19 protein-coding genes are annotated in these 15,046 nt (G+C 64.2%); 10 read left to right on the forward strand and 9 right to left on the reverse strand.

Annotated features, from left to right (window positions below; translation table 11 throughout):
- Positions 1 to 63: 63 nt before the first annotated feature.
- Positions 64 to 879 (reverse strand): CoA ester lyase, encoded by an 816-nt coding sequence (locus CEQ44_RS17715; RefSeq protein WP_088185479.1) that lies wholly within the window; start codon positions 877 to 879, stop codon positions 64 to 66.
- A 77-nt stretch (positions 880 to 956) separates the two neighbouring features.
- On the opposite strand from CEQ44_RS17715, the gene CEQ44_RS17720 reads away from it, so the two are divergent.
- Positions 957 to 1,928, forward strand: coding sequence for an SPFH domain-containing protein (locus CEQ44_RS17720; RefSeq protein WP_088185488.1), 972 nt, complete (start codon positions 957 to 959; stop codon positions 1,926 to 1,928).
- A gap of 145 nt (positions 1,929 to 2,073) precedes the next feature.
- The gene (locus CEQ44_RS17725; protein ID WP_088185480.1) at positions 2,074 to 2,520 is read left to right on the forward strand and encodes an NfeD family protein; all 447 of its coding nucleotides are present in this window, start codon (positions 2,074 to 2,076) and stop codon (positions 2,518 to 2,520) included.
- A 14-nt stretch (positions 2,521 to 2,534) separates the two neighbouring features.
- On the opposite strand, the gene CEQ44_RS17730 is transcribed toward CEQ44_RS17725, so the two are convergent.
- Both CEQ44_RS17730 and CEQ44_RS24745 read right to left on the reverse strand, forming a co-directional pair.
- Positions 2,535 to 3,392, reverse strand: coding sequence for a hypothetical protein (locus CEQ44_RS17730; protein WP_254913976.1), 858 nt, complete (start codon positions 3,390 to 3,392; stop codon positions 2,535 to 2,537).
- A 173-nt stretch (positions 3,393 to 3,565) separates the two neighbouring features.
- A complete protein-coding gene (locus CEQ44_RS24745; protein WP_176400418.1) occupies positions 3,566 to 3,730 on the reverse strand; it encodes a hypothetical protein in 165 nt (54 codons plus the stop codon).
- Between the two features lie 6 nt (positions 3,731 to 3,736).
- Between CEQ44_RS24745 and CEQ44_RS17740 the strand changes: the two genes are divergently transcribed.
- Positions 3,737 to 3,943, forward strand: a complete 207-nt coding sequence (locus CEQ44_RS17740) for a hypothetical protein (protein ID WP_088185482.1) — start codon at positions 3,737 to 3,739, stop codon at positions 3,941 to 3,943.
- 30 nt (positions 3,944 to 3,973) lie between these two features.
- On the opposite strand, the gene CEQ44_RS24520 is transcribed toward CEQ44_RS17740, so the two are convergent.
- The 3 genes from CEQ44_RS24520 to CEQ44_RS17750 are packed head-to-tail and all read right to left on the reverse strand — an operon-like array spanning position 3,974 to position 4,857.
- Positions 3,974 to 4,117, reverse strand: coding sequence for a hypothetical protein (locus tag CEQ44_RS24520; RefSeq protein WP_176400419.1), 144 nt, complete (start codon positions 4,115 to 4,117; stop codon positions 3,974 to 3,976).
- A gap of 57 nt (positions 4,118 to 4,174) precedes the next feature.
- The gene (locus CEQ44_RS17745) at positions 4,175 to 4,606 is read right to left on the reverse strand and encodes a type II toxin-antitoxin system VapC family toxin (RefSeq protein WP_217895045.1); all 432 of its coding nucleotides are present in this window, start codon (positions 4,604 to 4,606) and stop codon (positions 4,175 to 4,177) included.
- Entirely contained in the window at positions 4,606 to 4,857 is a 252-nt protein-coding gene (locus tag CEQ44_RS17750; RefSeq protein WP_088185484.1) for a type II toxin-antitoxin system Phd/YefM family antitoxin, read from the reverse strand. Before CEQ44_RS17750 ends, CEQ44_RS17745 begins: the two co-directional genes overlap by 1 nt.
- Before the next feature lie 367 nt (positions 4,858 to 5,224).
- Here CEQ44_RS17750 and CEQ44_RS17755 point away from each other — a divergent pair, with 367 nt between their 5' ends.
- A complete protein-coding gene (locus CEQ44_RS17755; RefSeq protein WP_088189899.1) occupies positions 5,225 to 7,054 on the forward strand; it encodes a DUF885 family protein in 1,830 nt (609 codons plus the stop codon).
- 183 nt (positions 7,055 to 7,237) lie between these two features.
- Here the strand turns inward: CEQ44_RS17755 and CEQ44_RS17760 are convergent, their stop codons facing one another.
- The 3 genes from CEQ44_RS17760 to CEQ44_RS17770 form a co-directional block, all read right to left on the reverse strand.
- Positions 7,238 to 8,056: a ferredoxin--NADP reductase gene (locus CEQ44_RS17760; RefSeq protein ID WP_088185641.1), complete on the reverse strand. Its 819-nt coding sequence runs from the start codon at positions 8,054 to 8,056 to the stop codon at positions 7,238 to 7,240.
- Positions 8,057 to 8,209: 153 nt separating this feature from the next.
- Positions 8,210 to 8,521 (reverse strand): hypothetical protein, encoded by a 312-nt coding sequence (locus CEQ44_RS17765; RefSeq protein WP_088185638.1) that lies wholly within the window; start codon positions 8,519 to 8,521, stop codon positions 8,210 to 8,212.
- A 117-nt stretch (positions 8,522 to 8,638) separates the two neighbouring features.
- Positions 8,639 to 10,240 (reverse strand): phosphoenolpyruvate carboxykinase, encoded by a 1,602-nt coding sequence (locus CEQ44_RS17770; protein WP_088185637.1) that lies wholly within the window; start codon positions 10,238 to 10,240, stop codon positions 8,639 to 8,641.
- Between the two features lie 276 nt (positions 10,241 to 10,516).
- Between CEQ44_RS17770 and CEQ44_RS17775 the strand changes: the two genes are divergently transcribed.
- The 6 genes from CEQ44_RS17775 to CEQ44_RS17800 all read left to right on the forward strand — a co-directional run bounded on the left by CEQ44_RS17775 (position 10,517) and on the right by CEQ44_RS17800 (position 14,930).
- Positions 10,517 to 11,221 carry a response regulator transcription factor gene (locus tag CEQ44_RS17775; RefSeq protein ID WP_088185640.1) on the forward strand — a complete coding sequence of 235 codons (705 nt, stop codon included), beginning with the start codon at positions 10,517 to 10,519 and terminating at the stop codon, positions 11,219 to 11,221.
- The gene (locus tag CEQ44_RS17780) at positions 11,190 to 12,791 is read left to right on the forward strand and encodes an ATP-binding protein (protein WP_088185636.1); all 1,602 of its coding nucleotides are present in this window, start codon (positions 11,190 to 11,192) and stop codon (positions 12,789 to 12,791) included. The genes CEQ44_RS17775 and CEQ44_RS17780 overlap by 32 nt, the downstream gene beginning before the upstream one ends.
- Positions 12,792 to 12,855: 64 nt before the next feature.
- Positions 12,856 to 13,305, forward strand: a complete 450-nt coding sequence (locus tag CEQ44_RS17785; RefSeq protein WP_088185635.1) for an HPr kinase/phosphorylase — start codon at positions 12,856 to 12,858, stop codon at positions 13,303 to 13,305.
- On the forward strand, positions 13,302 to 14,234 hold the full coding sequence (rapZ, locus tag CEQ44_RS17790) for an RNase adapter RapZ (RefSeq protein WP_088185634.1): 933 nt from the start codon (positions 13,302 to 13,304) through the stop codon (positions 14,232 to 14,234). The genes CEQ44_RS17785 and rapZ overlap by 4 nt, the downstream gene beginning before the upstream one ends.
- A 22-nt stretch (positions 14,235 to 14,256) precedes the next feature.
- Positions 14,257 to 14,661 (forward strand): PTS sugar transporter subunit IIA, encoded by a 405-nt coding sequence (locus tag CEQ44_RS17795; RefSeq protein ID WP_088185633.1) that lies wholly within the window; start codon positions 14,257 to 14,259, stop codon positions 14,659 to 14,661.
- Positions 14,658 to 14,930: an HPr family phosphocarrier protein gene (locus CEQ44_RS17800; RefSeq protein WP_088185632.1), complete on the forward strand. Its 273-nt coding sequence runs from the start codon at positions 14,658 to 14,660 to the stop codon at positions 14,928 to 14,930. Before CEQ44_RS17795 ends, CEQ44_RS17800 begins: the two co-directional genes overlap by 4 nt.
- Positions 14,931 to 15,046: the final 116 nt, after the last annotated feature.

Raw genomic sequence — 15,046 nt, forward strand, 5'->3', positions numbered from 1 at the left:
TGTCCGTTCCCATCAGGGGTCAGGGCGAGCGGAAAATAGGAGGGCGCGCGCCCTCCGTCGGCGCTATTGCCCCACCGCCTCCGCCCGCGCGATCAGCGCGCGCGCTTCCTCGACATGCATCGTCTCGATCATCCGCCCTTCATAGCGTTCCGCCCCGCCGGTGGCCGCCTCGACCAGCCGCCGTGCGTCCACCACCGCCTGCGCGTCCGGCCCGAACACCTGGTTTGCCACCGGCACCTGGCTCGGATGGATCAGCGTCTTGCCGTCGAAGCCCAGCGCATGGCCCGCCGCGCATTCCGCCTCCAGCGCACCCAGATCGTCCAGCCGGTTATACACCCCATCGAACACCGCGATCCCCGCAGCCCGCGCCGCCAGCACCACCGCCTGCATCGCATGGCTCAGCCCCTCGCGCCCCGCGCCCGCCGGGATGCCCAAGTCCTTACGCAGATCATTATTGCCCATGAACAACGCCGCGCAGCCCTCGCCCGCTGCAATCTCCGCCGCCGCCAGCACGCCGCGCGCGCTTTCGATCATCGCGATCACCGGCTTGCCGCACACGCTATAGACGTCCTTGACCTGCCGCGCCGTCTCCACCTTGGGGAGCACGACATAGTCCGCGGCCGACCCCTTGACCGCCACCATCTCCATGCCGTGCCATGGCGTGCCCGCGACATTGATCCGCACCGCCGCGATCCGCCCGCCAAAGCCCTCGCCCAACGCCACGATCGCACCGGCTCGCGCATCCTCCTTGGCGTCGTCCGCCACGGCATCCTCCAGGTCCAATATCACCATGTCGCAAGGCAACGTCCGCGCCTTGGCGATCGCGCGGGCATTGGACGCGGGCAGGAACAGCAGCGATCGGGCGTGGCGCAGCAACATGGGCGACTCTCCTTGGTTTGACTTCCCCCGTTAACGAATAAGGCGCATAGTCCAAGCCTGTTTCACCGGAGAAGATGATGCTGACGACCTTCGCACTGACGCTCACGGGCCTCGTCCTCTTCTACCTCGCGGTCAGCGTGAAGGTGGTGCGGCAGGGCTATCAATATACGATCGAACGCTTCGGCCGCTTTACCGAAGTCGCCAAGCCCGGCCTCAATTTCTACCCCGCCTTTTTCTATTCGGTCGGTCGCAAGATCAACATGATGGAACAGGTCGTCGACATTCCGGGGCAGGAGATCATCACCAAGGACAATGCCATGGTGTCGGTCGACGGCGTGGTTTTCTTCCAGGTGCTGGACCCGGCCAAGGCCGCCTATGAAGTCTCCGAACTCTATGTCGCGATCATGCAACTCGCCACCACCAACCTGCGCACCGTCATGGGGTCGCTGGACCTGGACGAAACCCTGTCCAAACGCGACGAGATCAACGCCCGCCTGCTCTCCGTGGTCGATCATGCGACCAACGCCTGGGGTATCAAGATCACCCGCGTCGAATTGAAGGACATCCGCCCGCCCGCCGACATCGTCAACGCCATGGGGCGCCAGATGAAGGCGGAGCGTGAAAAGCGCGCCAACATCCTGGATGCCGAAGGCGCCCGCGCCGCGGAAATCCTGCGCGCGGAAGGCGAAAAGCAGGGCCAGATCCTCCAAGCCGAAGGCCGCCGCGAAGCTGCCTTCCGCGACGCCGAAGCCCGCGAGCGCGAAGCGGAGGCCGAAGCCAAAGCGACCCAGATGGTGTCGGACGCGATCAGCGCGGGCAACCCGCAGGCGCTCAACTATTTCATCGCGCAAAAATATGTTGAGGCGGTCAGCCAGTTCGCCACCAGCCCCAACGCCAAGACCATCCTCTTCCCGGTCGAGGCGACCCAGTTGATCGGCACGCTGGGCGGCATCGGCCAACTCGCCAAGGACGCGCTGGGCGACGCCGGCACCCCCACCCCGCCGGCCGCCCCGCCCCGCCGCGGCCCCTTCGGCCAGAGCCAGGGGTGACAGGCGTGGTCACACACACCCGCCCGTTCGTCCTGAGCCTGTCGAAGGACCGGCTGAGCCTGTCGAAGCCTCTTCCCTTCCTTCTCCGCATCGCTGCGACGTCCTTTAAATCGACGTCGCCAGCGCATAGTCGGAGCCTCCACCCATGACCGCCACCCTCTCCCTCATCCAGGATCATTGGGGCTGGCTGGTCTTCGCGGCCCTGCTCGGCATAGCGGAGGTGATGATCCCCGGCGTCTTCCTGATCTGGATATCCATCGCCGCAGCCATAACCGGTCTCGTCGCGCTCGCCTTACCGATCGCGCTCCCGCTCCAGTTCCTGCTGTTCGCGGCCCTCAGCATCGCGGCGGTCTATGCCGGCCGCCGCTGGTATGTGGACAATCCCGTCGCCTCCACCGACCCCCTCCTCAACGATCGCGCCGCGCGCCTGATCGGCCATAGCGTGATCGTGGCGGAACCGATCGTCGGCGGCGAAGGCCGGGTGAAGGTGGGCGACAGCGTCTGGAGCGCGACCGGACCCGACACGCCGATGGGCGCGCGCGTCCGCGTCATCGGTGTCGATGGCACAATCCTGCTGGTAGAAGGGCTTTAAGCCCTCCCCCTCCCTCAAAAGCGGCGATGATCCTTGCCATCGATCAGGTCGCACGATCCCCGGAACGCATAAGGGTCCAGCCCATGGATGCTGATCTGCCCGCTGCGCCGGTCGATGGTGACGCTGGGCTTGTTGAGGCCATTCAGCCGATATTTGGCGTGGATCATGTCCGGCTGGACATCCACATCGTACAAGTCCCACCAGCCATCCTGCCCGCGCGAATTGATCGGCGGGACCAGCTTCTTGGGCAGGCTGATGCGGCCGCCGCCATCCCATAGCTGGATCATGACCGACGCATCGAACTGCTGCGCCGTCATTTCCGTCCGGTTGCCATAGTCGTAGCGATTGCGCCGGCTGTTCCAGGACCAGCCATAGGTGGTCGCGACGCCGGGACGCTGGCCGTCGCCAAAGCAGACAAGCCCCAGATCGACGTCATTGTCTCCCACGCGCAACGGCCCGCCCATGGCGCCGGCCGCGCCCGAATAGCTGGGCGCCTCGCGCTGCGGATAAGGTTGCTGATAGCCGCTACGATCCTCCATCCGGCGCGCGTCACGATCGTCACGGCTGCCCGCCCGCTGGTCGCAATCGGGCGCTGGGCTGGTGGTAATGGACGCATATCGCCCGTCCATCGTCGCAACCGTCACGCACTGCCGGGTCTGCGGGTTCCACCAATAGCCATATTTGCGATCGTCGCCGGTCTGCGTCTTGACGAACCGATAGCCGCGCGACTGCATCGCCGTTTCCGCACCGGCCACGCGGGTGCCGACCAGGTCGCTGATGTCGCCGGGCGTCTGCGCCTGAGCCCCGCCCATCGCCGCCGCCGCCGCCGCTACCGTTGCCATGGCGGTCGCAATCATGGTCGATGCCTTCATGATCCTTCTCCTCTGTCTGCGATAACATGCCTGCGCGCATCCTGTTTCATCGGCGCGACACCTGCTCAAACCACCATCAGCCTGATGGTGAAGAACATGACCAGCGCCACCATCATCGCCACCAGCGCCTGACTGAAGCCAGCCAGGAGAGATATGCCCAGCCGCTTGGAAAATCACAGCGACTGCACCCCCAGATACCATGTCAGCGCCACCAGCAGGACGATCAGCCCCGCATCCCGCCATGCTGCCGACATCAGGCTACGGGTCAGCGTCGCGATACCGATCATCAGGGAGAAAGGCGCGGTGGTGAAACATTGCCCATAAAAGGGGCGCCGCAAATTCGCATGCGTCAGCCGGACGCCCTGCCGGCGCAACGCCCGCACCGCCATCATCAGTGCGAAAAGGCTGAACAACACCATCCGAAGCGCCAGCAGCGCCAGGTCCGAATCGACCAGCGCCGCCAGCCCGTGCCGATCCGCCAGCAGGGGATTTTGCCCAACGACGACCGTTTCTATGCCATGGGATATCAGCAGCGTCAGGAACAGGAATAGCGGCGGACGGATGGCGTCGTCATATTGGTCTTAGGGCCGGTCGGACACTTCGCGATCGGCATAGGCCATCATGCGCAACGGCCGCACCAGCGCCCGCCACAAAGTCATGGGATAGAAAATGAGCCACCCCATGACCGTATAGAGCGCCTCGTCGAGGGACTCGATGATCTTCATGAAATCCATGGGCAAAGCGTCGATGCAATTGCTCCATTTGTCGAGAGACTTTGGTCGTCAGCGCCCCGTTAACCCCGCCCAGGGATCGACAATACTCACCCCCGTCCCGTCAAAATCCCGCCCATTGCGCGTCACCAGTGTCAGCCCATGGACCAGCGCTGTCGCCGCGATCCAGGCGTCGCGTTCGCTCACCGGATCGGGAACGTGCAGCGCTGCGCAGGTGACCGCGACCGCGCCGTCCATCGCCAGTACGCGGCCTGCAAAGCCCGGCTTGACGATCTGATCGAGCCAGCGCCGCAAATTCTCGCCCTGCGCCGCATCGCGCCGCTCTACCCGCACCACGCCCAGTTCCAGCTCGAACAGGGTCATTGCTGAAAGGAAAGTCGTGCTTGGGTCCGTCGCCTTGAGCCAGTCCACGACCTGCGGCGCAGCGCGTCCCGACCGGACTTTGCGGCTTTCGGAAATGACGTTGGTGTCGATCAGGAACATCAATCCAGCTCAGCCGGGCGCGATGCGATCTGCGCCTTGGGCGGATCGAAATCGAAATCCTGGTCGTCATGCGGCATCAGCACGTCGAACAAGGATGCGCCGTGCCCCGCCAGCCGCTCATAGTCCTTGATCGCCAGCACGACGATCGATGGCTTGTTGCGGTCAGTGATGAACACCGGGCCGGACTGGGCCGCCCGCTTGATGCTGCCGGGATCGCGATTAAACTCTCTACTGGTAAAGGTAGCGGTCATTGGCATGTCCCTATGTAGTTACATACAGACATATATCCGTAACCTGCTCAGGTCAATCCGCAAGGGCGATCAATCCCTCTGTCCTACATCCGCCAACCCATGCCACAATACCACCTGCTCTTTCCCACCGTCAGTCCATCCCCGCGCGCGCCTGCGCGCGCCGACTTCGCAAAATCTCCTATTTGCGAAATCGGCGCGAAGGGTCCGTAGCCCGCAGTAACGCGTCGGCCACAATGGTGTGAACTTCGCAGGCTTCGCATTGCCGTCGCAGCGGTCACGACCCGGAAATAAGCCGGAAATAAGATGGCATTTCCGCCGCGAAATATGCCAAGCTGGTCGCCACGATCCACCGGAGACCCCCGCCCCCATGCTGACCACCCGTCGCGATCTGCTCGCCGCCGGCGCTTCCGCCTTCGCCCTGTCCGCTCTCCCCGCCCGCGCCGCCGTCGCCGGCCCGGACGCCGCGGCGCAGGCGTTGCTCGCCGACATGGCCGAAGCGATGCTGGCCGACGCCCCGGAAACCGCCAGCGGCCTTGGCCTCGACACCGGCGCACGCGCCCCCCTCAAAAGCCGCCTTGGCAACAAGACCCCCGCCGGACAGGCGCAGATTGCCGCCCATGTAAAGGACCGCCTCGCCCGGCTGCGCGGCATCGATCTCGCCCCGCTCTCGCCCGCAACCCGCATCGACGTGGAAGTGGTGCGCACCGCCCATGAAACCGCGGCGGGGGGCTTTGCCTTCCCCTTCGGCGACATGGCGATCATGAACAGCAACTGGTCCTACCGCAACAGCCCCTATGCGGTCGCCCAGAATACCGGCAGCTTCGTGGAAACCCCCGATTTCCTCGACAGCAACCACGTCATCAAGGACACGGCGGACGCCGACGCCTATCTCGCTCGCCTGTCCGCCTATGCCGCGAACCTGGGCGGCGAAACCGATCGGCTCAAACATGATGCCGGCATCGGCGTCACCGCCCCCGCCTTCCTGCTCGACAAGACACTGGGCCAGATGCAGGCGGTGCAGGCGCTCCCGCTGGACCAGTGGGTGCCGGTCGCCTCGCTCGGCCGCCGCACAAAGGACATGCCCGGCGATTATGCCGCCAAGGCGCAGGCCATCGTCCATGATCGGGTTGCCCCTGCCCTCGCCGCTCAGGTCGCCGAACTTACCCGCCAGCGCGCCACCGCGACGATGGATGCAGGCGTCTGGAAACTGCCGCAGGGCGAGGCCTATTATGCTTGGGCGCTCAAAGCCGGGACCACCACGACCATGGCCCCGGAGGAGGTCCATCAACTTGGCCTGGACCAGCTCGCCGCCCTCCAGTCCGAAATGGACGGCCTGCTCGCCAAACTCGGCATGACCAAAGGCACCGTGGGCGAACGCATGACCGCGATGGGCAAAGACCCGCGCTATCTGTTCCCCAACAGCGACGCCGGCCGCCAGCAGATCCTGTCCTTCATCGACGGCCGCCTCGCCGACATCCGCACCCGCCTGCCCCGCGCCTTCGCCACGCTGGTCCCCGCAAAACTCATCGTCAAGCGCGTACCGCTGGAGATCGAAGCGGGCGCGCCCGGCGCCTATGCCGGCGCGGGGTCGATCGACGGATCGGTCCCCGGCAACTATTATATCAACCTGCGCGACACCAGCATCTGGCCTCGCTACAGCCTGCCGACGCTCTGCTATCATGAGGGGATACCCGGCCATATCTGGCAGGGCGAATATACCTACAAACTCCCCCTGATCCGCTCGTTGCTCGCCTTCAACGCCTATAGCGAAGGCTGGGCGCTCTATGCCGAACAGCTGGGCGACGAACTGGGCGCCTATGACGGCGATATCGCCGGGCGGTTGGGCTATCTCCAATCGATCGCCTATCGCTGCTGCCGCCTGGTGGTCGACACCGGCCTTCACGCCAAGCGCTGGACCCGCGACAAGGCGATCCACTGGTTCGCCACCACCAACGGCTCGACCGTCGAGGATGTCCAGGGCGAAGTGGATCGCTACTGTGCCTGGCCGGGCCAGGCCTGCGGCTACAAGGTCGGCCATGGCGAAATCATCCGCCTGCGCGCCATGGCGAAAACCGCGCTGGGCGACAAGTTCGACTTCCGCCTGTTCAACGACGCTGTGGTCAAGGCCGGCGGCGTGCCCATGACCGTGCTGGGCAAAAGCATCGACGCCTGGGTGGCGGAGCGTCGCAAGGTATAAGGACATCCGTTCGTTTCGAGCGAAGTCGAGAAACGAGGAAAAGCTGCGTTCAGCGAAGCTAAACGCTGGCACCGCGCTATCCGCTTCGCTACTTCGTTCGAAGGGAAAGAAACCTTATATACCCACAAGAAAAAGGCCGGAGGATCGCTCCCCCCGGCCTACCTACTCTATTGCGAATCTGCTTTACCCGACAAACGCCCGCTCGATCACGAACTGCCCCGGCGCCGCATTGGAGCCTTCAGTAAAGCCCTGTTCCTCGAAATACGCCCCGAACTGCTTTATCATCTCCATGCTGCCGCACATCATGATCCGGTCGGTTTCAGGATCGAACTTCGCGGGTCCCGGAATCCCTTCGAACAGCGCGCCGCTCTCGACCAGCTTGTCGATCCGTGCAGTATGGCCGTCAAACGGCTCGCGGGTCACGGTCGGCACATAATGGAACTGGCCCGGCGCCTGTTCGGACACCAGCGGGTCGTCGCCCCACTTGCCTTGCATCTCATCGCGGAACGCCAGGTCGCTCACTCGGCGCACCGAATGGACCACCACGACCTGCTCGTAAAATTCATACACGTCCGGGTCGCGCGGCAGGCTGAGGAACGGGGCCAACCCCGTGCCGGTCGACAGCATGAACAGTCGCTTGCCCGGCAACAGCGCGTCGGTCACCAAAGTCCCGGTCGGCTTGCGGCCCAGATAAATCTGGTCGCCCGGCTCGATCTTTTGCAGCTTGCTGGTCAGCGGGCCGTCCTGCACCTTGATCGACAGGAACTCGATTTCCTCGTCCCAGGCGGGGCTGGCGATCGAGTAAGCCCGCAGCAGCGGTTTGCCGTTATCGCCTTTCAGGCCGATCATGATGAACTCGCCCGACCGGAAGCGGAAGCTGGCGGGCCGCGTGATGCGGAAACTGAACAGATGCTCGTTCCAATGCTTCACCGACAACACGGTTTCCACGGAAAGTGCGCCGGTGGGTTCCAATACCGGCTTTTCGATCGTCACGTCGGTCAAGACCTTATCCTTGCATTGCGCGGGCGCCGGCCGAAGCGGCACCAGTTGCGGATCATTCGCAATAATAACCTCATCCGCGCATGGCCCGTCGGCAAAGCCAAGGCAAGGCCAAAAAACTTGTCCCGCGCAAAGCGAGCCCTTTCCGCCCGGATGTCAGCCGAACAGGCCCTTGGCGATGCCGCCCAGTTCGTTAAGCGGATTGCCGTCGCCATCCTTGTCGAAAAAGCCGCCCAGCTTGCCCAGGATCGCTTCCGGTCCGCCGAACGTGCCCAGCAACGCCTGCAGCTTGTCCGCCGACACGCCATGTTCGGCGGCGGTTTCGGCGAGCGCCGAGACGCTGGTTTCGCCCGATCCGATCTTGGCGCTGATCTCGCTCATCAGGCCCTGCATCTGTTCGGGCGTCACGCCGATCTGCGCCGCGATCGCTTCCAGACCACCCATCTTGCCGATCAGATTCTCGAACATGTCGTGCACTCCCGCAAATCAGATTGGCGGCCATCATAGCACCACCGACGCGCGCCCAAAAGCAAAAGAGCCGGAAGGATCGCTCCCCCGGCTCTTTGTTCTGCGATGCTTTGCGGATCAGGCGGCGACCAGCGCCGCTTCGCGCACACCATCATCGACATGGTCCACGAACTGGGCGAAATTATCCACAAACGCCTTCACCAGCGTCGCCGCCGTCGCATCATAGGCCTGCTTGTCCGCCCACATCGCGCGCGGATCAAGGATGGTGGGCTCCACGCCATTGACCGCCACCGGCACGTCGAAGCCGAAGTTCGGATCGGTGCGGAACTCCGCTTCGTTCAGGCTGCCGTCGAGCGCCGCGTTCAGCAGCGCGCGCGTCACCTTGATCGGCATCCGCTTGATGCCCGGCATCGTTGCCTTGCCGCCGGCCCAGCCAGTATTGACCAGCCAGCAAGTGACGCCGCCCTTGTTGATCCGCTCTTTGAGCAGATTGCCATAGACGCTGGGATGACGGGGCATGAAGGGCGCGCCAAAGCAGGTCGAGAAGGTTGCGGTCGGCTCGGTCACGCCGATTTCGGTCCCCGCGACGCGCGCAGTGTAACCGGACAGGAAATGATACATCGCCTGTTCTGGCGTCAGCCGCGCGATCGGCGGCAATACGCCATAAGCATCCGCCGTCAGGAAGATGATGTTCTTGGGCACCGGCCCCAGATTCTTTTCCGACGTATTCGGGATGAAGTCGATCGGATAGGAACCGCGGCTGTTTTCGGCCAGGCTATTGTCGTCCAGGTCGATCTCGCGAGTCTCCTCGTCGATCACGACATTTTCCAGCACCGTGCCGAACCGCTTGGTGGTGGCGAAGATCTCCGGCTCGGCCTCCGCCGACAGGTTGATCATCTTGGCATAGCAGCCGCCTTCGAAATTGAAGACCGCTGTGTCCGACCAGCCATGTTCATCGTCACCGATCAGCGTGCGGCTGGCGTCCGCGGACAGCGTCGTCTTGCCTGTGCCCGACAGGCCGAAGAAGACCGCCGTGTCGCCGTTCGCGCCGATATTGGCGGAACAATGCATCGGCATCACGCCCTTCACCGGCAGCAGATAGTTGAGGATGCCGAACACCGACTTCTTCATTTCACCGGCATAGGCAGTGCCGCCGATCAGGATCAGCTTCTCGGTGAAGTTGACCGCGACCACCGTCTCACTGCGGCAGCCATGCCGGGCCGGATCGGCCTTGAAGGTCGGCAGGTCGATGATCGTATATTCGGGCGCAAAGCCCGCCAGCTCATCGGCCGTAGGACGCACCAGCAGCGTGCGGATGAAGAGATTATGCCAGGCGCGCTCGTTGATGACGCGCACATTCACGCGATGTTCGGGCTGCGATCCGCCGAACAGGTCGGCGACATAGAGCGTGTCCTTCTCGCCAAGCGCCTTGAAGAAGTCTTCCTTCAGCGCGGCGAAATGCTCCGGTGTCATCCCGCGATTGGTTTCGCCCCACCACACGGTCGATTCGGTTTCGGCGTCGCGGACGATGAATTTGTCCTTGGCGCTGCGGCCGGTATGCTTGCCGGTCTTGACGACCAGCGGGCCGTCCTTGGCCAAAATGCCTTCGCCGTTGCGCACCGCCGCTTCGACCAGCGGCGCCGTGCCCAGATTCCAGAATTGGGTGGCATTGGTCTTTATGCCCTGGTCCGCCAGGGTGATTGAGGATGTGGCCTGCACGCCTTTGCTCCTGAATATGATCTACTCGTATCGCGCACTTAATCGTGCCCGCGACCGATCCGCCCCTTGGGCACCGCTTGTATGGCACGGCGTCCCTTGCTGCTGACAATCAAACGCATAGGACTTTGTAGGAGAAGCGTCAAATCCCGGCATGCGGCCCTTTGTCCCGAATATCGACGGTCCGGGCGCAGATCGCAGCGTCGAGCTTTGTTGCGAGCGCCATCGCCATGGTCTAACGCTGGCCATCCATCGCAATTCACGACCATGGGATACCGCATGACCGCAACCATCGCCCTGGTGGATGACGACAAGAATATCCTGACATCGGTGTCGATCGCGCTGCAGACCGAAGGCTTTGCGACGCGCATCTATTCCGACCCCGAAGGCGCGTTGAAGGCGCTGCTGGACAATCCGGCGGACCTTGCCGTCTTCGATATCAAAATGCCCCGTATGGATGGCCTCGAACTGCTGCGCCGCCTGCGCGAAAAAAGCCAGATGCCGGTCATCTTCCTCACCTCCAAGGCCGACGAGCTGGACGAGGCGCTGGGCCTGGCCATGGGTGCTGACGATTATATCGCCAAACCCTTTTCCCAGCGGCTGCTGCTGGCGCGCATCCGCGCCATCCTGCGCCGCGCCGAAGTCAGCAGGACGCCGGACGCCCCCGACCAGCCCGTCGCTGACCCGATCATCCGCGGCCGGCTGGAAATGGACCCGGCGCGCCACCGGGTGAAATGGAACGGGCAGGACGTCACCTTGACCGTCACTGAATTTCTGATCCTGGAAACACTTGCGGCGCGGCCCGGCGTGGTCAAGAACCGCAACCAGTTGATGGACGCGGCCTATCAGGACGACGTCTATGTCGACGATCGCACGATCGACAGCCATATCAAGCGGCTGCGGCGCAAATTCCGCGAGGTGGATTCCGAATTCAATGCAATCGACACCCTCTATGGCGCCGGATATCGTTTCTCGGAAGAATGACGGCGGCGATGCCGGGTTGCGCTGGTCCGGCCGGATCAGCCTTACGCCCCGCATCCTGGCCGTCAACGTCTTCGCGCTGGCGCTGCTGGCGGGGGGCTTCTTCTATCTCGACAGCTATCGCACGCGGATCGTGGACGCGCGGCTGGAACAGTCCGCGCGCGAATTGAAGCTGCTCGCCATCGGCCTGGAAAATGCGCCGGCCGACCGCCACGATGCGTTGATCGCCGCCTATTCGCGCCAGACCGGCGATCGGGTGCGGCGCTATGCGGCCGGTGGCGGCCTGATCGCCGACAGCTTCACCATGGATGCGCCGCGCTATCGCCTGCGATCGCCGGCCGAAGAGGAATGGCAACGCCATGTCGCCCGCTTCCTGGACAAGGTGGTGGACCGGATCGTGTCGGCCGACCGGCCGCCCGACTTCATCGAACCGGCGGTCGACCGCGCCGACGCTTGGCCCGAACTGCTGCTGGCGCGCAAGACCGGCCAGCCCCAGGCGATGAACCGCTACGCTCCCGACCGCACCTTCATGATCTCGGCCGCGGCGCAGGTGCGCGATGGCACGGCGCTGCTGGCGACCGAAAACGCGCGCGACATTACCCGCATCGTGCGCGCCGAACGGCTGCGCCTGGGCATGGTGCTCGCGGTCGCCGCGCTCGCCTCGGTGCTGCTCTCTCTCTTCCTGGCGCGCACCATCGTCCGCCCGCTCCAGCGCCTTGCCCGCGCCGCCGTGCGCGTGCGCCTGGGCCGTGCGCGCGAAGTCACGGTGCCACGCCTGCCCGAACGGCGCGACGAGATCGGGATGCTCGCCCGCGCCCTGTCCGACATGAGCCATGCGCTGCGCCAGCGGATCGATGCGACCGACGCCTTCGCCGCCGATGTCAGCCATGAACTCAAGAACCCGATCGCCTCGCTGCGCTCCGCCCTCGACGCGCTCGACCGGGTGGGGGCGGATCGGACCGACCTGCGCGAACAACTGATGGCCATCGCGCAAGACGATGTCCGCCGGCTCGACCGGCTTGTCACTGACATTGCGGAAGCCTCGCGCGTCGATGCTGAACTCTCCCGCACCCGCTTCGAGCCGATCGACCTTGGCGTGCTGATCGAACGCATGGTGATCGCCCGCGAAGCGCGCGGCGTGCCGCGCGGCATCCGCCTTGCCTTTGCCCGCCCGCGCAAAGATGTTGCGGTGGTGCTGGGCGAAGAAGGCCGGCTGATCCGCGTGCTTGACAACCTCATCGACAATGCCGTGTCCTTTTCGCCCGACGGGGGGCTGGTCCAGATCATCGCCACCGTCGCCGACAATGAAGTGCTGGTCAGCGTCGAAGATGAAGGCCCCGGCGTCCCGCCATCGGAGCGCGAGCATATTTTCCGCCGTTTCCACAGCGTCCGCCCGGAAGGGGAGACGTTCGGCAAACATTCCGGCCTCGGCCTCGCCATCGCGCGATCCATCATCGAAGGGCATCAGGGCAAGATCGGCATCGGCGACCGGGAGGACGCGCAAAGCGGCGCCCGCTTCATCCTGCGCCTGCCGATGGCGGTGGAACGCGATCCGGGCATCGTTTCGGAATAGGACGAAAGAGCGCGCCAACGGCATTTCCTTCGCTCCCAACACAGGTTAAGAAGGCATCGGGGATATGGCGCGCGCACTTTCATCAGAGACGTTGCATGCAACGAGCGTGGCCATTGATGGCCGTGTCGTCCTGCTGCGCGGACCAAGCGGCAGCGGCAAGTCCGACTTGGCGCTGCGCCTGATCGATCGCGGCGGCGCCTTGGTCAGCGACGATTATACATTGGTGAAGCGCGTCGAGGGACGCCTCATCGCCACCGCGCCGGACACGATCCGGGGCAGGATGGAGGTGCGCGGCATCGGCATCGTCGCCATGGCTGCGCTGTCCGATGCGCCGGTCGCGCTCATCGCCGACCTGTTCGACCCGGTCGACCGCATGCCGCTGGAACCGGTCCATCGCAATGTCGCGGGTATCGATGTGCCGGTGGTGAAGATTTCCCCCTTCGAAGCCTCCGCCCCGATCAAGGTCGAACTGGCGTTGAAAGCGCTCGGCCTGCCGGCCCCCGATCCGTCATGACCACCCCCAAGACCATCCTCCTGCTGTCGGGCCTGTCGGGCGCGGGCAAGACGACCGCGCTCAAGACGTTGGAGGATATGGGATGGGAAGTGGTGGACAATCTCCCCCTCGTCCTGCTCGACCGGCTGCTCGACACGCCCCTGCCCGCGGGCCATGCCGGCGCGGACGAGCGGCCACTGGCGCTGGGCATTGATGCGCGCACCCGCGACTTCGACGCCAACGCCATTGTCCAGCGGATCAAGGCGATGCGTGAACGCCATGGCCATGACATCGAAACCCTGTTCCTCGACTGCTCCGGCACCGAACTGGAGCGCCGCTTCGCCGAAACCCGCCGCCGCCATCCTCTGGCGCTCGATCGCCCGGCCGCCGATGGCATCGCCCGCGAACGCGAATTGACCGAACCGCTGCGCCGCTGGGCAACGCAGGTGATCGACACCACCGGCTTCACCAGCAATTCGCTACAGCAGGAAATTCGCAGCCGCTTCTCGCGCGAGCGGCTGTCCGACCCGGTCCTGACCATTCTGTCCTTCGGTTTTTCCCGCGGCGTGCCGCGCAACGCCGACCTGATGTTCGACATGCGCTTCCTGCGCAATCCGCACTGGGACGCAGACCTCCGTCCCAAGACCGGGCAAGACCCGCAGGTGGCCGCCTATATCCAGGCAGATCCCGCTTATGAGGACGCGGTGGGCAAGATCGAGGATCTGCTCGCCACTCTGCTGCCGCGCTATTCGGAGGGCGGGAAAGCCTATATCACCGTGGCGTTCGGCTGCACCGGGGGCAAGCACCGTTCCGTTCATGTTGCAGAACGTGTCGCGAACTACTTGCAAGATGCGGGTTTTTCGCCCACCATCTTGCACCGCAATATTGAATCGACGCCCCAGAATAGTCTGGAGAAGCGCCGTCCGGGAGGCCCGAAAGCAATATCATGAAGCAGGTGGGCCGCAAAAGCACATGATCGGACTCGTACTCGTCACCCATGGGTCGCTCGCGACCGAATTTGTCGTGGCCATGGAGCATGTGGTCGGCCCCCAGCAGCAGATCGAAACGATCTGCATCGGGCCGGAAGACGACATGGAATTGCGCCGCGCCGACATCGCGACGGCGGTCGCGCGCGTCAATGACGGATCGGGCGTCATCCTGCTGACCGACCTGTTCGGCGGCACGCCCTCCAACCTTGCCATCTCGCTGCTCAAGGCCGGCGAGATCGAAGTGATCGCGGGCATCAACCTGCCCATGCTCATCCGCCTGGAAAGCGCGCGCAAGGTCATGGACGTGCGCGCCGCGGTTGCCGCCGCGCGCGAAGCCGGGCAGAAATATATTAGCGTCGCGTCGGAACTGTTGGGCAGCACCCTATGAATGAAATCAGCCAGGAAGTCCGTATCAGCAACAAGCGCGGCCTTCATGCTCGCGCCAGCGCCAAATTCGTGACCCTGGCCAGCGGCCTGCCCGCCGACATCCTGGTCAGCAAGGATGGCAACCATGTCACCGGCACGTCGATCATGGGCCTGATGATGCTGGGTGCCGCCATGGGCGACAGCATCACCATCAAGGCGACCGGCCCCGAAGCGGCCGATTCGCTGGGCAAATTAGTTACCCTGGTCGAGGACAAGTTCGGCGAGGAATGATCGCCATATAATATAGTCGATAGCGCAAACCGTTCCCCCGGCGTAGGCCGGGTTACAGGGCTCCTAGATGCAACGCCCGCGCCTTATGCACCCCGGCCGACGCCGGGGAACATTAT

Source organism: Sphingobium sp. Z007, from assembly GCF_900013425.1.
GTDB lineage: Bacteria > Pseudomonadota > Alphaproteobacteria > Sphingomonadales > Sphingomonadaceae > Sphingobium.